Raw genomic sequence first — 14,696 nt, forward strand, 5'->3', positions numbered from 1 at the left:
ACCCTTCGTCCGACCGCTGACGCAACCGTCGACCCTGTCGGCGCGGCTGGTGCAGCTCGTGCGGGCGATGCGCGTCGCCACCAGCGGCAAGGCCAGAATAATGATGGTCAACTATCCCCAGGGCGTCGCAGACGGTCGCCAGCCCGGAGGCCTCATGGGATGGACGGTGCGGAACCGTCCGGCGGACTGGGCGAAACTCCGCACTCTGGCGCCTCGGCTGACCGCCTCCATCAAGAAGGCACAGCAGGTCCTGGCCGACAACGGGATCGCCACCGACATGCTGGACATCGAAAACGCCCTCACCGGCCACGAGTTGGGGACCAAGGCCCCCTACATCCGTAACGTCGCCTGGACCCCCGCCCCGGGAGGGGACAGCTTCAACAGAACACAACAGTCAGGACATCCCAACCAACAGGGACAGAAGGCACTGGCGGGCCACTACGCCCTGATGATCGCGGGTGAGCTCGGGCTGCGTATCAAGGCGCCCGACGGAGCCCGTCCACCGGCCAGAGCGGCGGACCCGTGCGATGCCAGCCCCAGCGATCGCCACATCTGCCCGCCACTCCCACCCAGAGCACCTCGAGCGGCGGCATCACCGGCCCGGGCGGAGCCGGCACCCCCTACACGGGCCCACGCTCGACCATGACCTACGTCAACATCGACCCGCCACTGCCTCATGAGTGGCCCGGCACGGCCACGGAGCCCAAGCCCACCCCCACCGGCTCACAGCCCTCCCCCGGACCGGGGACGACAGATTCGACCCCGCAATGGAACATCTATCCGGTCGATAGCGTCCAGCCCACGAATCCGATCATCCCCATCGACCTGGAGCAGCCGCTGCCCTACCTGTGGCCTACATCTGGCGGCGGATCCCATTACGAGGTGAAGATTAACGTCAACCAGCTCATGAACTGAGGGTCGACACCGACCAGATCAAGAGCTGAGCGACCACGGACCGGCGTCCGCCTGATCCGGACGCCTCGGGGCTCGCCTACCGGCCCTGCCGTGCAGGCGAGTCCCATCGCGCACGCTGCACAGCGCGGCTTCGGGCACGTTGAGCGCCAGGACCGGCCGTATGGGAGGCCCGGACCAGGGCGACCAGGGGCGAGGAATGCGGCCGTCCCGACGCCGAGACCGCCGCGCCGACTGCCCGCATCGGACAGACCCCAGACGGTCAACTTGACGGTTCCTTATCAGCATTCCGGCGGAATATTCGGAAGGGACGCGATCACGGGGCCCGCCCGCGCGGAGAGGGCGTCAAAACAGGCCCGTGGCCCTGCTGGTCCTAACCATCGGCTGAGCCCGTGCGTACAGCTCTTCGCGTATGTGCGCCGGCCCGCTGAACCCATCCGCCTCGGCCGCCGAGGCGATCTCGCAGGCCGCCTTGGCACGCCGAGACGCTGTGAGCCTGTGCATCGAGCTGTCCTGAGCCACGCGCGCATCGCAGGTGCTTCACACGGGCGGGCCCGCCTTGACGCGCCGCACCAGTCGTTCCATCGACCCCCGGTAGCTGTGGAGGTGCTCCAGCCACCACGTGGCGCCCGCGGCGGCGTAGTCCCGGACCGACGAGCCTGGCTCGCTCACCCCGATGACCGCCACGTCGAGGTCGCCCGCGTTCGCCCGGTGCCGGCGCAGCTCGCTGATTTGGGCGGCCAGGGAGTCAGGTGAAAGCGCCATGCGGCCCTCCCGGTCGTCGCCGACGACGATCCAGCCGTCCCATCGGGCGGCACGCCGAAGGGCACCCGGAGCCGTGCCGCCGACCCACACCGGCACCCGGGGCCGCTGGAGGGGCAGCGGCGCAAGCCGCACCCCGTCGACGGTGTAATGAGCGCCCCGGTGGTGCACCTCCTCGCCGGACCAGAGCGAGACCATCACGTCGAGTGCCTCGTCGAGCACGACCCCACCGGGACGCGTTGAGCCGAAGGCGGTGAACTCCTGCCTCACGCCGCCCAGCCCGGTGCCCAGGATCGCGCGGCCGCCGCTCAGCCTGTCGAGCGTCGCCACCGTCTGGGCCAGCCTTTCCGGGCGGTGCCGGGCCACGGCCGTCACCGCCGTGCCCAGCCTGATGCGCGAGGTCGCCTGCGCCGCCGCGGCCAGCGTCACCCACGGGTCGGCCGATGGCATGCCCCAGGTGAAGGCCAAGTGGTCCCACACCAGCACGGCGTCCCACCCGGCGGCCTCGGCCTCCCTGGCGAGGGTGACCAGGTGTGCCGGCTCCGCGAGGTCACCGAGGATCGCAACGTCGATACCGTAACGCATGCCCCCACCCAAGCACCTGACACCGACAGTTCCGGGGGTGCTGCGATCGCGCAGCGCGGCGCCGACGAGCGGGTGAGCGCCGCCCAAGAGGAAGCAACAGAGCAGATCCGGCAGACCCGCGAGCAGGCCGACGCTGCTGTCGCCGAGGCCAACCGCGCCGCGCAGGAGGCATGGAGTCAGGCAGCCGCCATACAACAGCAGACTGAGCGAGACCCGTAGCGGGCAGGGGCGCGATCGCGATGAGGTACTACAGGCTGGGCCAGTCCTTGCGCGTGTTCACACCTGGGTTGTGGCGTAGACCCCGACATCTGGCCAAGAGCCTTCTCCAGCGAGTGGGGATCCATCGTGGTGCAGAACGCCTGCACTTCGTACTGGTTGGCGGCCCATGCAGCGCATTAACGATTGGCGATCTCGCGGTGTCACGATGGAAGCTGCGATGAGCCCCAAAGTAGCTGTGTGCAATCGCCGTCACGGTGTGTGCTCGCACGAATGATCAATTCCGTACAAGATCAACGCCGTTTGGCTTATGACAGCGTTCTTACCGGCACCCCGAGTTCGCCCGGCTCGCCCCCATCGGGTTCCGGCCGCTGCGCGTCCGAACGCCGCCAAGCGTCCACGTGACTTCGGTGTCCAGTCGCATGCGGGCACGGTAGGCGGGCGGTAGTGCTTGGGGCCGACCTGGGTCACGTCCACGGAGGTGGTGGCTACTCGTACACCACCCCAGTGGACGTGACCACGTGTTACCCGCACAGGATCAGGCCCGCTGCCGCTCCGCGGTGGGTCGACAGCGTACGAGGTCATCAGGGGGAGGAGCATGCAGAGGTCTGGGAGCCTGAAGCCCGTAGTGCGGGCAGGAGTGAAAAGTAGGAATCCTCCCGCTCGGCGCACTCCAGGGCGCCTGGGACGGTTCGGTGATATCACCGTAAGGAGAATGTTATGCTCGCGCGTCTCCGTGGATGGGTCGTTAGCCTGTCCGCTATTGATAAATTAGTCGCTTCGTACGCCGCTCTGGTTGGAGTTGTCGGCTTAGTTTCGCTCATCCCCATGCTAAATGGAAAGGATAGCGTCGCTCTCTGGCCGCTGTTGCTGGTCAGCTTTCCAATGAGCATGTTGCCGACGCTTATTTTTCAGAGTGACCACATTTCATTTCAAGGGATGCCTGACGAACTTAACTGGTTGATTCCAATACTGGTGTGGGCTCCGGTTCTACTTTCGGGACTTATTCAAGCGGTAGTTCTGCGCATACTCCTGCGTAGGATTGATCAGCACCGCCGACAAGGCGGTTAGCCTTTCAAGGCTATGGCGAGAGGATCGCCGTACAGCAACCCCGCCTCACACCCTCACACCTCACCGGCCAGCATCTACCGGCCGAGCAGGACGAGGAGTCGCCGACGAGGGTCGTGCCCTTCCCTTGTAAGTAGAAGGTCGGGTGCGTGACCAACTGCGTGACAACGGCGATGGACAACCATGGACGCTGGCGGACGACAGCAGACGATCCCCGCACGTGGCGACTCTGTGAGACCAGTTCAAACGGGTGTCGTCGTTGCCTGATAAGGAAGCGGTCCGCCACCCCCAGCGGACCCAGAGCGGTTCACGAATCCCCGGGTGCTGCGCTTTGCTGCTGCTCTTCTCTTCGATGTCTCTCCACAGTCAGACGAACATCCAAGAAGAAGGCCGCGAGTAGCAACGCACCGCCGATGGCCAGCAAAATCGTCGTTGGGATCTGAACCAGATTGCGAACATCCTCGCACTCGTTCACATGGTCCTGGCCGGCGGCAAGTGACGGCGAGACGAAGGCTGACCCGCACTCCGAGCCGCCTTTGGTGAGGGGCATCACACCAGCAAGCACACCGGCACCAATAAACAGGAAGGCGATGAACGCGATCGCTCTGCTGGACATACGTGATCCTTCTAATCATCGATGAGAAGGATCATTCCATCTCGGCCCTCAGGTGCGGAAGTACTGACCCAGAGCCTCGTCTCCACCGAAGCCGGGGCGACTCAGGTTGGGCGGGGCAGGGTTATCCCGTCACCCTGCGAGGTTGGGCGTTGTATCTGGCGGGCACAGCCAGGGCACATGAGCGCGAAAAGCAGCGCGAAACGATGAAAAGTGGCGAACGCTGAAAGCCCAGCTCAGCGCATGAACTGGGCAGTCCCCGCAGGTCAGCCGTCAGGACAGATCAGATCTCGATGTTGTGGCCGAACCTGGCCGCCGGCCCGGGTCTCGCGGTGATCCCTAGGCGTAAAGCTGTACAGCAGCCCGTACAGCAACGCCGCCTTACACGATCACACACCACTGGCCCGCATCTACCGCGTGAGCAGGCGGGGATGCCGTTGACAAGGCATCTGCCCTTCTCTTGTAAGTAGAAGGTCGGGTGCGTGACCAACTGCGTGACAACGGCGATGGACAACCATGGACGCTGGCGGACGACAGCAGACGATCCCCGCACGTGGCGACTCTGTGAGACCAGTTCAAACGGGTGTCGTCGTTGCCTGATAAGGAAGTGGTCCACCAGGATTTGCGGCCGGGAACGGCGACGTGTGACTCTCGGTCCGTGAGCAGCTCAGACGACGAGGTTTGGCCAGCCTATCTCGAGCACACCCGCGAGCTCGCGGGACAGCTCCTTCGCGCGGACGACCCTTACGACGTCGCGCTGCAATTCATGGGCGACACGATCGAGGTCATCGCCACCGGCGACTACGAGTACGCGGTCAGCATGTACAACCTGTGGGGTGATCTCACCGACTGGGTGGAGCTCAAGCCAGCCGAGGAAGACCTTGCTAAGGCCGAGATGGTTCGGGCCGCCCGCGAATGGCTGGCCCTGAATCCTCGGGACAGCGACGCTGTACGCAGGTACTTCGCTCACTGGCTGCACGACGTCTCCCACCACGATCAGTCGTAGCGTGATGCATCTGGCGGGGGCACTTTGGGGGCACATGGCACCGGAAAGTGCTGGCAAGCGATGACAACGAACGGAAGCACCATCGCAGGTCGCGTCGGAGGTGGGGCGAGAGCGTGCAGGTAGAGAGGATGCGGAATTTGTACCCGGCCTATAGGCCGACTCGTCCGCCGCCCCCGGCTCCACCCGGTTAATCACTGTGCAAGGGCAACACAACCGTCTATCGTCAAGGCGCCGCGCCTACTTCGGGAAGTCGGCAGTGGCCCAACTCTAGGACGAGGGTGTGAAGAACGATCGCAGGCTGCGCCGCCTCGTCGATGGCGACACTATATGTCTCTGGTCGGTGCGCCAGAAGCTCGACAGGAACCGGTATGAGAACTGCCGTCTAACCCTGTCGCTCTGGCGGGAGGGCTCACGTTCCCGCCTGTCGATCGTCTTCCGGCCCGGCCCGGACAGGGTTATCTCCAACACCTACTTCGAGGCTGGCACCGTGGCAGCACTCCCCGAACGTGACGAGTTGAACCTCTACGAGCCTAAGACAGTCCACCGCCTCCTTCAGATTGCAGCAGCGCGTGAAGAGTTGCCCACGAGGCCCGGCACCAGGGAAATCGACGGGTGGCAGCTCTTTGAAGCTTTGATGGCTGCCCAGAACGCCGAGGCCTGAAGACGTGACTGCTGTACATCCGAGGTATGCGGAGACCTGGGGACCATTCGGGGACCACACGCTATGCACATCGCCGAACGATCAGCACGGGCGGTCACCTTGCTCTCACCCTTCTGAACCCGGTTGAGCTGCATAAACGACTACGCCAACGTCCTGGGGGTCAAGGGGTCGCAGGTTCAAATCCTGTCGTCCCGACCGCGTTTTCGCAGGTCGGAAGGGGCTTCGGAGATCATCTGAGGCCCCTTTTCTGTTGCTGAGTGACTAACTGAGTGACTGTCACAGATGACACGGAGACGGATGCCTGTCGGCGTCGTATTCCCCGCAGAAACAGGGCTTCTGCTCGTCAAGGCTGCCCCTTCCCGACGGCCACGCTGACCGTAGCCTCCGCGCGATGCTCAGATGTAAAGGGGCGGCAGGTTCAAAAGCCCTCCTGCAGCGACATCGGACATGCGGTCTCGCAGCATGAGGAGTGGCGCCTGGTCTGGAGGCTGAGCACGCTTCGGATGCCACTGCGTCGGAGATGTCAGATCCGTGTTGGCCGGGGACGCGCCTCGGCATGCGGCCTCTTGGTGGCGAGGACGGGCTGGATCCTGCTCGTGGTCGGCAGCCTCGCCAGCCTCGGCGCGAACGTTGCCATCGCCGAGCCCAGCCTGATCGGCCGCATCATCGCGGCATGGCCGTCACTGGCCTTGATCGGCAGTTACGAGCTCCTGATGTCCCAGATCCGCCGCCGCGCAGGGCCCTCGGCCGGCTCTGACCCACCGCGCATGACCTTTCAAAAGCCGTGCCGTTCCCCTTGCGGGCCACTGCGGGGGCCTGCTTCACCGAACAACCCGAAGCTCCAGATCCGTGAGCAGGGACCTGGGCCGATACGGGTTCGACGTCGGCGCACGCCGTACCGGGGCGATCGCCGCTCGTGGGCACGACCGCGGTCAGGGCTCTGGCCAGCGCGGAAGAACTCGGCGCGATCGCACCCACGACACCCTGCCTGCGCAGGGCGATCGACATGAATGTCCGCGTCCACACCGGTCGGATGAGATCGGTGCGGGCGCCCTTCGTCGTGCTGGCGGGACCGGGCATCAGCCGTAAATCGGGTGGCGGGCCGGGCCCGAGGTGTGGTTACGTGCGCGGAGACTCGATCAAGGGAGTGATGCGTGTTGCTCATAGGCGGCGATCTACCCGTGGCGCGGCTGGGGTTCGGCACGATGCGGCTCACCGGGCCGGGCATCTGGGGCGAGCCGGCCGACCGCGCAGGTGCGGTACGGGTGCTCAGGCGGGCTGTCGAGCTCGGCGTCAACCTCGTCGACACGGCCGACTCCTACGGCCCCTACGTGAGCGAAAGCCTCGTCGCCGAGGCGCTCCACCCCTATCCGCCGGAGCTGGTCATCTCCACCAAGGGCGGACTGACCAGGCAGGGGCCGGACCAGTGGAAGGCCGTGGGGCGGCCCGAATACCTGCGACAGTGTGTGGAGATGAGCCTTCGGCGGCTCAGGCTGGACCGGATCGACCTCTACCACCTGCACCGGATCGACCCGTCGGTGCCGTTGGAGGATCAGCTGGGCGAACTGGCTTCGCTGCGGGCCGAGGGCAAGATCCGGCACATCGGTCTGTCCGAGGTGACTCTAGATGACCTCCACGCCGCCCGTCGGGTCGTGGAGGTGGCCAGTGTGCAGAACATCTACAACCTCACCAGGCAGCGCTACCGGGACACCCTGGAGTACTGCACGCGGGAGGAGATCGGTTTCATCCCGTTCTTCCCTCTCGGACGTGGCGACCTGACCCGCCCCGGTGGGGAGCTGGACTCCCTGGCGCGTTCTCGCGGGGTGAGCCCCGCCCAGCTCGCCCTGGCCTGGCTGCTGCATCTGTCGCCGGCGGTGCTCCCCATTCCAGGAACCACCAGGGTCGGGCACCTGGAGGAGAACCTCGGTGCCGCTCAGCTCTCGCTCACCCCCGATGAGGTCAAGGGGCTGACCGAACGCTGGTCCGACGTCCCCGCGGTCGGGTGACGGCCGGACGTCGTCCTCAGAAGCAGGCAGCGGTCTGCGGTGCTCGCGATCACATGCTTCGCGATGTGGGCCAGGGCCATGCCGATGTGGATCTGGCCCCAGGTGCCGTACGCCCACTCCTCGACCTGGCTGTAAGCGTCCAGGCCACGCTCGGCCTGGCGTAGTGCCTTAGGGATAGGAGCAAGAAGTTCACTGGCACCCAGCATCCGGACCTGAAGAACACGAGCGGGGACGAGCTGTCTGCCGTTTCTGGTGCCGTCGCAGGGGGCGATGAAACAGGATGAGGGGCTATGTGCTTATCCCTTGAGCTCCAGTTCGACGAGCCGCTGCCGGTCGGGATGGTCGCCCGACACCTCGAACTCCTGCGCACCGCCGGCGCCACCAATGACACGGGCATCACGGTGGCTCCGTCCACGGTCTGGTAGATCCTCAAACAGGAAGGTGTCGACCCGGCTCCAGAGCGGGCGTCCAGCACGTGGGCCGACTTCCTGCGTTCGCAAGCCGACGCTATTTTGGCCTGCGACTTCATCGAGACCGTCTCGCTCAATGGACAGCGTCAGTACATCCTCGCCGTCATCGAGCACGCCACCCGGCACGTCCGTGTGCTGGGCACCACCGCTCACCCGACCGCGAGATGTGGCGTCCTGTTTCATAAGCGACACCACCTATCTCCGACGTCGATCCCCAACCTACGCCGGAACACCATGAATCGGGCCCCTCGTGCCGTGACGTTCACGGGTTGCCGACCGTGTGCCGCTCGTTGCGTCGGCGCAGACGGGGTCGGCGCCTTGATCAGCTGGGTGCTGGCGCTGGGGTTGATGACGAGCCTGCCGATCGGCGCGGTGCTGGGCTCGGTGTACGTCAGCGTACGCAGCCAAGGACTGCTCCAGCTGCCGATCCTCGGCCTGATCGCGCTCTCCGGCATCTTCTACCCGATCACCGTGCTCCCGGACTTGGTGCAATGGATCGCCCAGGTCTTCCCGATCTACTGGCTGGCCCTCGGCATGCGTTCGGCCTTGCTGCCCGACAGCGCGGTCGCCGTCGAGATCGGCGAGTCCTGGCGGCACCTGGAAACTGCCGGGGTGCTCGGGGCCTGGGCCGTACTCGGCCTGATCCTCGCGGCGCTCGTCCTGCGCCGGATGGCACGCCGGGAGTCGGGTTCCAGCGTGGCCCAACGCCGCGAGAAGGCCCTGCAACGGGTCGGGTGAGGTGAACGGCCCGCCTCCCATGCCAGCAACAACACCACGAACGAGACAGCCCGTACCGACACAGATGCTCCCCGCTTGAACGACATCCCAGGAGCTTAGATGTCAAGCCGCAACCGACTCTGCATGATGCGACCAGGCGGTCGCCTTGTCGCAACCCAGGGAAAGGGCGTTTATGCGGGGATAGATGAACTCAGGAATCGCAGGCTGGGGCGGCCTGTGGCGGAGGTGGTGATCTCCGCTCGTACGCGGTAGACGCGCTCCACCGTCTCCTCGGTGAGGACCTGTCCCGGAGGGCCCGCGGCGATGAGCCGTCCTTCATGCAGCAGCAGGAGGTGGTCGCAGTATTGGGCGGCGAGGTTGAGATCGTGCAGGGCGGTGACGACGGTGACCGGTGTTGCGGCGAGCAGGTCCAGGAGGGTGAGCTGGTGCGCGATGTCGAGGTGGTTGGTGGGTTCGTCGAGCAGCAGTTCGGAGGGTTCCTGGGCCAGTGCGCGGGCGATGTTCACCCGCTGACGCTCACCGCCGGAGAGCGTGGACCAGCGGCGGTGCTCCAGATCGGCCAGGCCGCACCGGCGCAGGGCGCGGCGGGCGTGCGCCAGGTCCGTCTTGCTTGCGGCGGCCGCCAGGCGGCGGCGATGCGGGATACGTCCCAGCAGCACCACGTCGAGGACGGTCAGCTCCGCGTCGGTGCTCACTTCCTGGGCGACCACCGCCATGCGGCGGGCCACGTCGCGCCGCGGCAGGCGGTCCAGGTCGTGGCCGTCGAGCAGAACCGCGCCGCCACGCGGTCGCAGCAGCCCGGCGAGCAGCCGCAGGAGGGTGGACTTGCCCGAGCCGTTCGGGCCGAGCAGCCCCGTGAGGCCACCGGGGGTGATCTCGACGGTGATCCCGTCGACGATCGGTCGGCCCTGGGTCGTCCACGTGACGTCATGGGCGCGCAGGCTCACGGCTCTCCTTTCTCCGCCGCATGATGAGCGCGAAGGCGGGGACGCCGATCAGCGCCGTCAGCACGCCGACGGGAATCTCGCGAGGTGCGAAAGCGGTGCGGGCGACGGTGTCGGCGGCGAGCAGGAACACGCCGCCGTACAAGGCACAGGCAGGGAGCAGGGCATGGTGCCGGCCGCCGGTGAGAGCGCGCACGGCATGCGGGACGATCAGGCCGACGAAGCCGATCGCGCCGCTCGCCGCGACCAGCACCGCCGTGGTGAGCGCGGTGATCGTGAACAGGATCAGCTCCGTCCTGGCCGGGGCGATGCCCAGCGACGCTGCGGCCTCCCGGCCGAAGGCGAACGCGTCCAGCGCAGCGGAGGCCAGCCAGCAGGCGAGCATTCCCGCCGCCGCGACGACGGCACACAAGGCCACGCTCGCCCAGCTCGCCGAGGCCAGCGAGCCGAGCAGCCAGAACGTCACCCCGCGGGTGCTCTGCGCGTCCGCCGCCCAGATCACAATGAGGCTGGTCAGAGCGCTGAACAACTGCGAGACCACCACACCGGCCAGCACGACGCGGATCGTGCTGCCGAACTGCCGGCCGATCATGGCGAGCACGCAGCAGAAGGCGAGCACGCTGCCGCTGAACGCGCCCGCCGACAGCGCCGCGGCCCCGGCGCCCAGGCCCAGAACCAGCACGGCCACCGCCCCGGTGGAGGCGCCGGAGGAGATCCCCAACAGGTACGGGTCGGCCAGTGGGTTGCGGGTCAGCGCCTGCAGCACGGCCCCGCACACCGAGAGGCCGGCTCCCACCAGCACCGCCAGGAGCACCCTCGGCAGGCGCAGCTCCCAGATGATGCCGTCGTCCAGCGGCGCGAGCGGCTCCACCGGCAGGCCGACATGGGCTGCGACCGTGCGCAGCACATCGGCGGGAGACAGCCCCGCGGCCCCCACCACGGAGGCGGCCGCGATCGACAGCGCCAGGAGCAGCAGGCCCCCGACGATCGCGAGGGCCGTACCGCGCTTCCTCATCGCCTGGCGAAGACGACGTAGTCGTCGAGGTACTGCCAGACGGTGCCCACCTCGGTGAAGCCAGCCGTACGGAGCGCGGCCAGGTGGAAGGCCAACGGGGCCAGGGGCTGAGGCGGCCGCTCGGCGAAACGCCGCTCGCGCTCGGCGACCCGCTGGGCGAGGTCGGGCAGTTGCCCGGCCAGGCTCCACCATTCGCCCCAGGTACTGGCGCCGGCGGCGAAGGCGGCCTGCTGCACCTGCTCGTCATGGCGGGCCGACACCTCGGCGAGGGTTGGGTGCTCGGCTTCGAAGCGGAGGTGGTCGGCGTTGAGCAGGACCGCGCCGGGCGGCAGGATCGCGGCCAGCTCGGTGTAGACGCCGAGCAACTGCTGAGGCGACAGCCAGTGCAGCGCGGTCGAGGTCAGGACGGCGTCGAAACGCCACCCGGTGAAGCGCCGGCTCCATCCGGGTTCGGCAAGGTCGGCGTCGATCACGGTGGCTCGCTCGCCATACTCGCCGAGGACGGTCTCGGCGAGCCGGGCCAGCACGGGGTCATAGTCGGTGGCGACGACGCGGGAGCCGGGCAGGCGGGCCAGCACCCGGTCCGCGATCGAGCCCGGCCCGCAGGCCAGGTCCAGCACGGTCGGCTCGGCGGGGGAGTGCAGGCGAAGGACGTCCAGCATGACCTCGAAGCGGTTCTCGCGGTGGGCGACGTAGGCGCTCTGCTGCTCCTCCCAGCGGGCCAGCAGGTCGCGAGGGGTCAGGGAGGTCGTGGGGGCGGTCAAGGGGGTCTCCTATCGGTGGTGCTTTCAGCCGTACAGGCGGGCCAGGCCCTGGCCGACCTGCTCGACGGCGGTGACGCTGCGGACGGACGGGTCCATGGAGGAGCCGGGGACGACGATGAAGCGGTCGTTCTTGACCGCGGTGAGCTTGGAGGCGACAGGGTCTTCGCGCAGGAAACGCTTCTTGGCCTCGGCGCTGTCGCCGTCGCCGCCGCGGGTGAGGTCGGCCAGCACGATCACGTCGGGATCGCGGGCGGCGATCTCCTCCCAGTTGCCCTCCGGCCACTGCTGCTTGACGTCGGCGAACGCGTTTTGTGCTCCCAGCAGCCTGGTGATCGTGCCGGGCAGGCCGGTGTCGCCCGCGATGGCGGGGGTCTTGGTGCCTGAGTAGTACCACATGAGCGTGGTGTGGCGGTTCTGCGGCGCGGTGCGCTTGGCCTCCTCCAGCCGCCGGCGCAGGTCGGCGACCACGGCCTGGCCCCGCTCGCGCACCCCGAAGACCGTGGCGATGTCGTCGATCTCCCCGAAGATCGCCTCGAACTCGGCCGTCGCGGGGATGAGCGCCCGGTCCTCGCAGTCGTTGGACGACAGGTACGCGGGAACGCCCAGCTTGGCGAGGTCCTGCCGGGATCCGGCGGCCTCGGGGGCGAAGGCCGAGGCGCGCATGGAGTAGACGAAGTCCGGCTTCTTGGCCAGCAGCGCCTCACGGCCCGGATACTGCTGCGCGAGTACGGGAACCCGGGCGTAGGCCTCTTCCAGCTCGGGCGGCACCGGGTCGGTCTGGTAGGCGGTGCCGGCCATGCGGTCGGCCAGCCCCATGGTCAGCATGATCTCTGCCGCGTTCTGCTCCATGGCGACCGCCCGCCGGGGCGGGGCCGGGATCTCCAGCGTGACCCCGCAACTCGTCACCCGCGTTCCTCGGGGCGCGGAGGTGTTGGTCGTCGCTGTGCCGCTTCCGCACGCGGTGACCAGGGTCAGCACGGCGACCGCCACACCCCAACGAATGGGAATGGTTTTCATATTCGCTGACCTTAGCATCGCCGGGGGACGTGGTCGCCGGGCGGCCCGCCTTGGGCGATGCGGCCGCCATCGAGCACGACGACCTGGTCAACGGCATGCGGCGTCGCCGCGCCTTCCCCAACCGGTCACCTATGAGCTGGTCTGCGCCGTCACGCAGGAACCCGGTCACCGGCTCATGCGGCAGCACGGTGGCGCCGGACGCGCGCGCCATCCTGAGCAGGCGCGCTGCGGCGAGCATCGGCTGGACCTGCATGTCCTGGGGTGTGGGGCAGGAGCGAGCACGATCCTCACTTCAGCCCGTACCTGACCACGAAGAAGGACAAGCGAGTCAGTCAGAGCCCCGACTGCCTCACGTACGCGCCCGCTTAGCCGTAGATGGACAGCAGGGGCTCGACCAGCCGGGACGGCGTCCTCTCCGGTCGCGCCGACGGCCGGACGCTCGTAGGAGTTTCGGCTTGCATCCGCGTGTGGCACGGAGCCACCTGCTTCGGCCGCCTTGGCGATCAGCGCAGGGCGGACGCGTGCGCCGTCGGATCGCTCCATCTCGTCGAGGGCTGGTTTCCCAGCGGCCGGCGCCTCCCGGGGGCGAAGGTCGCGCTGCGCGGGATCCGCCAGCTGGTCATCGCCTTCTCCATGGTGACGCTCAGTGCGGCCTCCGCGGTCATGACGTGTCCCAGCCCCAAAGTGGTGAGGCCGCGGCCCGATTGGACCTCGAGTCCGCGAGGCCGAGGGCTAAGGTCTCTAGCCGCGGCGGTTCCTGGGGGCGCAGCGTGAAAGCAGGGAGGTTATCATGCCGAATCTTGGTGTCGCCATCGTGCGGCAGTACGAGCGCGGCGTGGTGTTCCGGCTGGGGGAGGTCCACAACGTTCGCGAGCCCGGGTTGCGCTTCATGATTCCGCTGGTTGACCGCATGCGGAAGGTGAGCCTGCGCACCGTGACCATGCCCATCCCGTCGCAGCAGATCATCACTCGCGACAACGTCTCCATCGGCGTCGCCGCAGTCGCGTACTACCGTCGCGTCGACCCGGTGAAGTCGATCGTCGAGATCGAGAACGTGGAAGCCGCAGTCGGCCAGATCGCCCAGACAACGGTCCGCAACGTTGTCGGACGTTCCTTGCTGGACCAGGTGCTAACCGACACGGAGAAACTCAACGAGTCGATCAAGCTGATTCTCGACCGCATCACCCAGCAGTGGGGCGTGTTCGTCCTCCTGGTGGAACTTAAGGACATCGAGCTGCCGCCCACCATGCAGCGGGCGATGGCCCGCCAGGCCGAAGCCGAGCGTGAGAAGCGAGCGAAGATCATCGCAGCCGAGGGTGAGGCGCTGTCCGCCGGACGCCTGGCCGAGGCCGCCGACGTCATGGCAGCACACCCCATCGCGCTTCAGCTGCGCAATCTGCAGGTACTCAGCGAGATCGCCGTGGAGCACAACTCCACGATCGTGTTTCCCGCCCAGTTCCTCAGCAGCGTCAGCGCGGTGAACCGGTTCGTGAGCGAGGAACACCCCGAAAACGCCGAGGCGCCGACGCTCGTGTCTTGAGAACTCCCGGCGAGATGAGCGGACGGACGGTGAGTGGCCGGGCCGTCTGAGTGACTAACTGAGTGACAACGCACCCGGACGCGTGCGGATGCTGATGGACTAGCAGGGATCGTTTTCCCAGTTCAGAGCCGTTCTAGTGTCGTGCAGGCGGGCCGCTTGGGTTGCCTGGGGGTCAAGGGGTCGCAGGTTCAAATCCTGTCGTCCCGACAGTAGAACAAGGCCTGTCGGCCGGGGCAAGAGCCCTGGTCAGCAGGCCTTGTTGCTGTGTTGTGGGTGTTCTTGCGATCGGCTAGACGGCCCTGAGCCGGGGACCATCTGGGGACCGTCTGACCGCGAGATGGGCGCTGAGCGCGGCCCCAGCCGCGCGAGGCCGGGCCTG

16 protein-coding genes are annotated in these 14,696 nt (G+C 67.2%); 8 read left to right on the plus strand and 8 right to left on the minus strand.

Annotated features, from left to right (window positions below; translation table 11 throughout):
* Together AWQ68_RS43895 and AWQ68_RS43330 are read left to right on the plus strand one after the other, a co-directional pair.
* A partial coding sequence (locus tag AWQ68_RS43895; protein WP_218007257.1) for an SGNH/GDSL hydrolase family protein occupies positions 1 to 646 on the plus strand: 646 nt, incomplete at its 5' end.
* Positions 643 to 915, plus strand: a complete 273-nt coding sequence (locus AWQ68_RS43330; RefSeq protein WP_157546538.1) for a hypothetical protein — start codon at positions 643 to 645, stop codon at positions 913 to 915. The genes AWQ68_RS43895 and AWQ68_RS43330, both read left to right, overlap by 4 nt.
* A 537-nt stretch (positions 916 to 1,452) precedes the next feature.
* Here the strand turns inward: AWQ68_RS43330 and AWQ68_RS40000 are convergent.
* Positions 1,453 to 2,259 (minus strand): LLM class flavin-dependent oxidoreductase, encoded by an 807-nt coding sequence (locus tag AWQ68_RS40000; RefSeq protein ID WP_066951878.1) that lies wholly within the window; start codon positions 2,257 to 2,259, stop codon positions 1,453 to 1,455.
* 936 nt (positions 2,260 to 3,195) lie between these two features.
* On the opposite strand from AWQ68_RS40000, the gene AWQ68_RS46425 reads away from it, so the two are divergent.
* Positions 3,196 to 3,546, plus strand: a complete 351-nt coding sequence (locus AWQ68_RS46425) for an SCO4225 family membrane protein (protein WP_444543182.1) — start codon at positions 3,196 to 3,198, stop codon at positions 3,544 to 3,546.
* A 304-nt stretch (positions 3,547 to 3,850) separates the two neighbouring features.
* On the opposite strand, the gene AWQ68_RS40005 is transcribed toward AWQ68_RS46425, so the two are convergent.
* Positions 3,851 to 4,159 carry a hypothetical protein gene (locus AWQ68_RS40005; protein WP_066951881.1) on the minus strand — a complete coding sequence of 103 codons (309 nt, stop codon included), beginning with the start codon at positions 4,157 to 4,159 and terminating at the stop codon, positions 3,851 to 3,853.
* A 655-nt stretch (positions 4,160 to 4,814) separates the two neighbouring features.
* On the opposite strand from AWQ68_RS40005, the gene AWQ68_RS40010 reads away from it, so the two are divergent.
* From AWQ68_RS40010 to AWQ68_RS40020, 3 genes are all read left to right on the plus strand, one after another.
* Positions 4,815 to 5,162 (plus strand): hypothetical protein, encoded by a 348-nt coding sequence (locus tag AWQ68_RS40010; protein ID WP_066951904.1) that lies wholly within the window; start codon positions 4,815 to 4,817, stop codon positions 5,160 to 5,162.
* A gap of 280 nt (positions 5,163 to 5,442) precedes the next feature.
* Positions 5,443 to 5,823, plus strand: coding sequence for a hypothetical protein (locus tag AWQ68_RS40015; protein ID WP_066951884.1), 381 nt, complete (start codon positions 5,443 to 5,445; stop codon positions 5,821 to 5,823).
* Between the two features lie 1,157 nt (positions 5,824 to 6,980).
* Positions 6,981 to 7,829: an aldo/keto reductase gene (locus AWQ68_RS40020; RefSeq protein WP_218007258.1), complete on the plus strand. Its 849-nt coding sequence runs from the start codon at positions 6,981 to 6,983 to the stop codon at positions 7,827 to 7,829.
* Between the two features lie 296 nt (positions 7,830 to 8,125).
* Here AWQ68_RS40020 and AWQ68_RS43335 read toward each other — a convergent pair whose 3' ends face one another.
* A complete protein-coding gene (locus tag AWQ68_RS43335; protein ID WP_157546541.1) occupies positions 8,126 to 8,482 on the minus strand; it encodes a hypothetical protein in 357 nt (118 codons plus the stop codon).
* A 51-nt stretch (positions 8,483 to 8,533) separates the two neighbouring features.
* On the opposite strand from AWQ68_RS43335, the gene AWQ68_RS40025 reads away from it, so the two are divergent.
* The gene (locus tag AWQ68_RS40025; protein WP_084464944.1) at positions 8,534 to 9,037 is read left to right on the plus strand and encodes an ABC transporter permease; all 504 of its coding nucleotides are present in this window, start codon (positions 8,534 to 8,536) and stop codon (positions 9,035 to 9,037) included.
* Between the two features lie 170 nt (positions 9,038 to 9,207).
* On the opposite strand, the gene AWQ68_RS40030 is transcribed toward AWQ68_RS40025, so the two are convergent.
* The 5 genes from AWQ68_RS40030 to AWQ68_RS43340 form a co-directional block, all read right to left on the minus strand.
* Entirely contained in the window at positions 9,208 to 9,984 is a 777-nt protein-coding gene (locus AWQ68_RS40030) for an ABC transporter ATP-binding protein (protein WP_066951891.1), read from the minus strand.
* Entirely contained in the window at positions 9,965 to 10,996 is a 1,032-nt protein-coding gene (locus AWQ68_RS40035) for a FecCD family ABC transporter permease (protein ID WP_066951894.1), read from the minus strand. The genes AWQ68_RS40030 and AWQ68_RS40035 overlap by 20 nt, the downstream gene beginning before the upstream one ends.
* Positions 10,993 to 11,760, minus strand: a complete 768-nt coding sequence (locus AWQ68_RS40040) for a class I SAM-dependent methyltransferase (protein WP_066951895.1) — start codon at positions 11,758 to 11,760, stop codon at positions 10,993 to 10,995. Before AWQ68_RS40040 ends, AWQ68_RS40035 begins: the two co-directional genes overlap by 4 nt.
* Positions 11,761 to 11,784: 24 nt before the next feature.
* A complete protein-coding gene (locus AWQ68_RS40045; protein ID WP_169809082.1) occupies positions 11,785 to 12,777 on the minus strand; it encodes an ABC transporter substrate-binding protein in 993 nt (330 codons plus the stop codon).
* Positions 12,778 to 13,280: 503 nt separating this feature from the next.
* A complete protein-coding gene (locus tag AWQ68_RS43340) occupies positions 13,281 to 13,442 on the minus strand; it encodes a hypothetical protein (protein WP_157546544.1) in 162 nt (53 codons plus the stop codon).
* Positions 13,443 to 13,567: 125 nt separating this feature from the next.
* Between AWQ68_RS43340 and AWQ68_RS40050 the strand changes: the two genes are divergently transcribed.
* The gene (locus tag AWQ68_RS40050; RefSeq protein WP_066951901.1) at positions 13,568 to 14,317 is read left to right on the plus strand and encodes a slipin family protein; all 750 of its coding nucleotides are present in this window, start codon (positions 13,568 to 13,570) and stop codon (positions 14,315 to 14,317) included.
* Positions 14,318 to 14,696: the final 379 nt, after the last annotated feature.

This window comes from Microtetraspora fusca, from assembly GCF_001570365.1.
Lineage (GTDB): Bacteria > Actinomycetota > Actinomycetes > Streptosporangiales > Streptosporangiaceae > Microtetraspora > Microtetraspora fusca.

Excerpts from the sequence above, each read along its gene's own strand:
- AWQ68_RS43330 (WP_157546538.1), top strand. The coding sequence starts at position 643 with ATGACCTACGTCAACATCGACCCGCCACTGCCTCATGAGTGGCCCGGC.
- AWQ68_RS40000 (WP_066951878.1), bottom strand. The coding sequence starts at position 2,259 with ATGCGTTACGGTATCGACGTTGCGATCCTCGGTGACCTCGCGGAGCCG.
- AWQ68_RS46425 (WP_444543182.1), top strand. The coding sequence starts at position 3,196 with ATGCTCGCGCGTCTCCGTGGATGGGTCGTTAGCCTGTCCGCTATTGAT.
- AWQ68_RS40005 (WP_066951881.1), bottom strand. The coding sequence starts at position 4,159 with ATGTCCAGCAGAGCGATCGCGTTCATCGCCTTCCTGTTTATTGGTGCC.
- AWQ68_RS43335 (WP_157546541.1), bottom strand. The coding sequence starts at position 8,482 with ATGAAACAGGACGCCACATCTCGCGGTCGGGTGAGCGGTGGTGCCCAG.
- AWQ68_RS40025 (WP_084464944.1), top strand. The coding sequence starts at position 8,534 with ATGAATCGGGCCCCTCGTGCCGTGACGTTCACGGGTTGCCGACCGTGT.
- AWQ68_RS40035 (WP_066951894.1), bottom strand. The coding sequence starts at position 10,996 with ATGAGGAAGCGCGGTACGGCCCTCGCGATCGTCGGGGGCCTGCTGCTC.
- AWQ68_RS40045 (WP_169809082.1), bottom strand. The coding sequence starts at position 12,777 with ATGAAAACCATTCCCATTCGTTGGGGTGTGGCGGTCGCCGTGCTGACC.
- AWQ68_RS43340 (WP_157546544.1), bottom strand. The coding sequence starts at position 13,442 with ATGACCGCGGAGGCCGCACTGAGCGTCACCATGGAGAAGGCGATGACC.
- AWQ68_RS40050 (WP_066951901.1), top strand. The coding sequence starts at position 13,568 with ATGCCGAATCTTGGTGTCGCCATCGTGCGGCAGTACGAGCGCGGCGTG.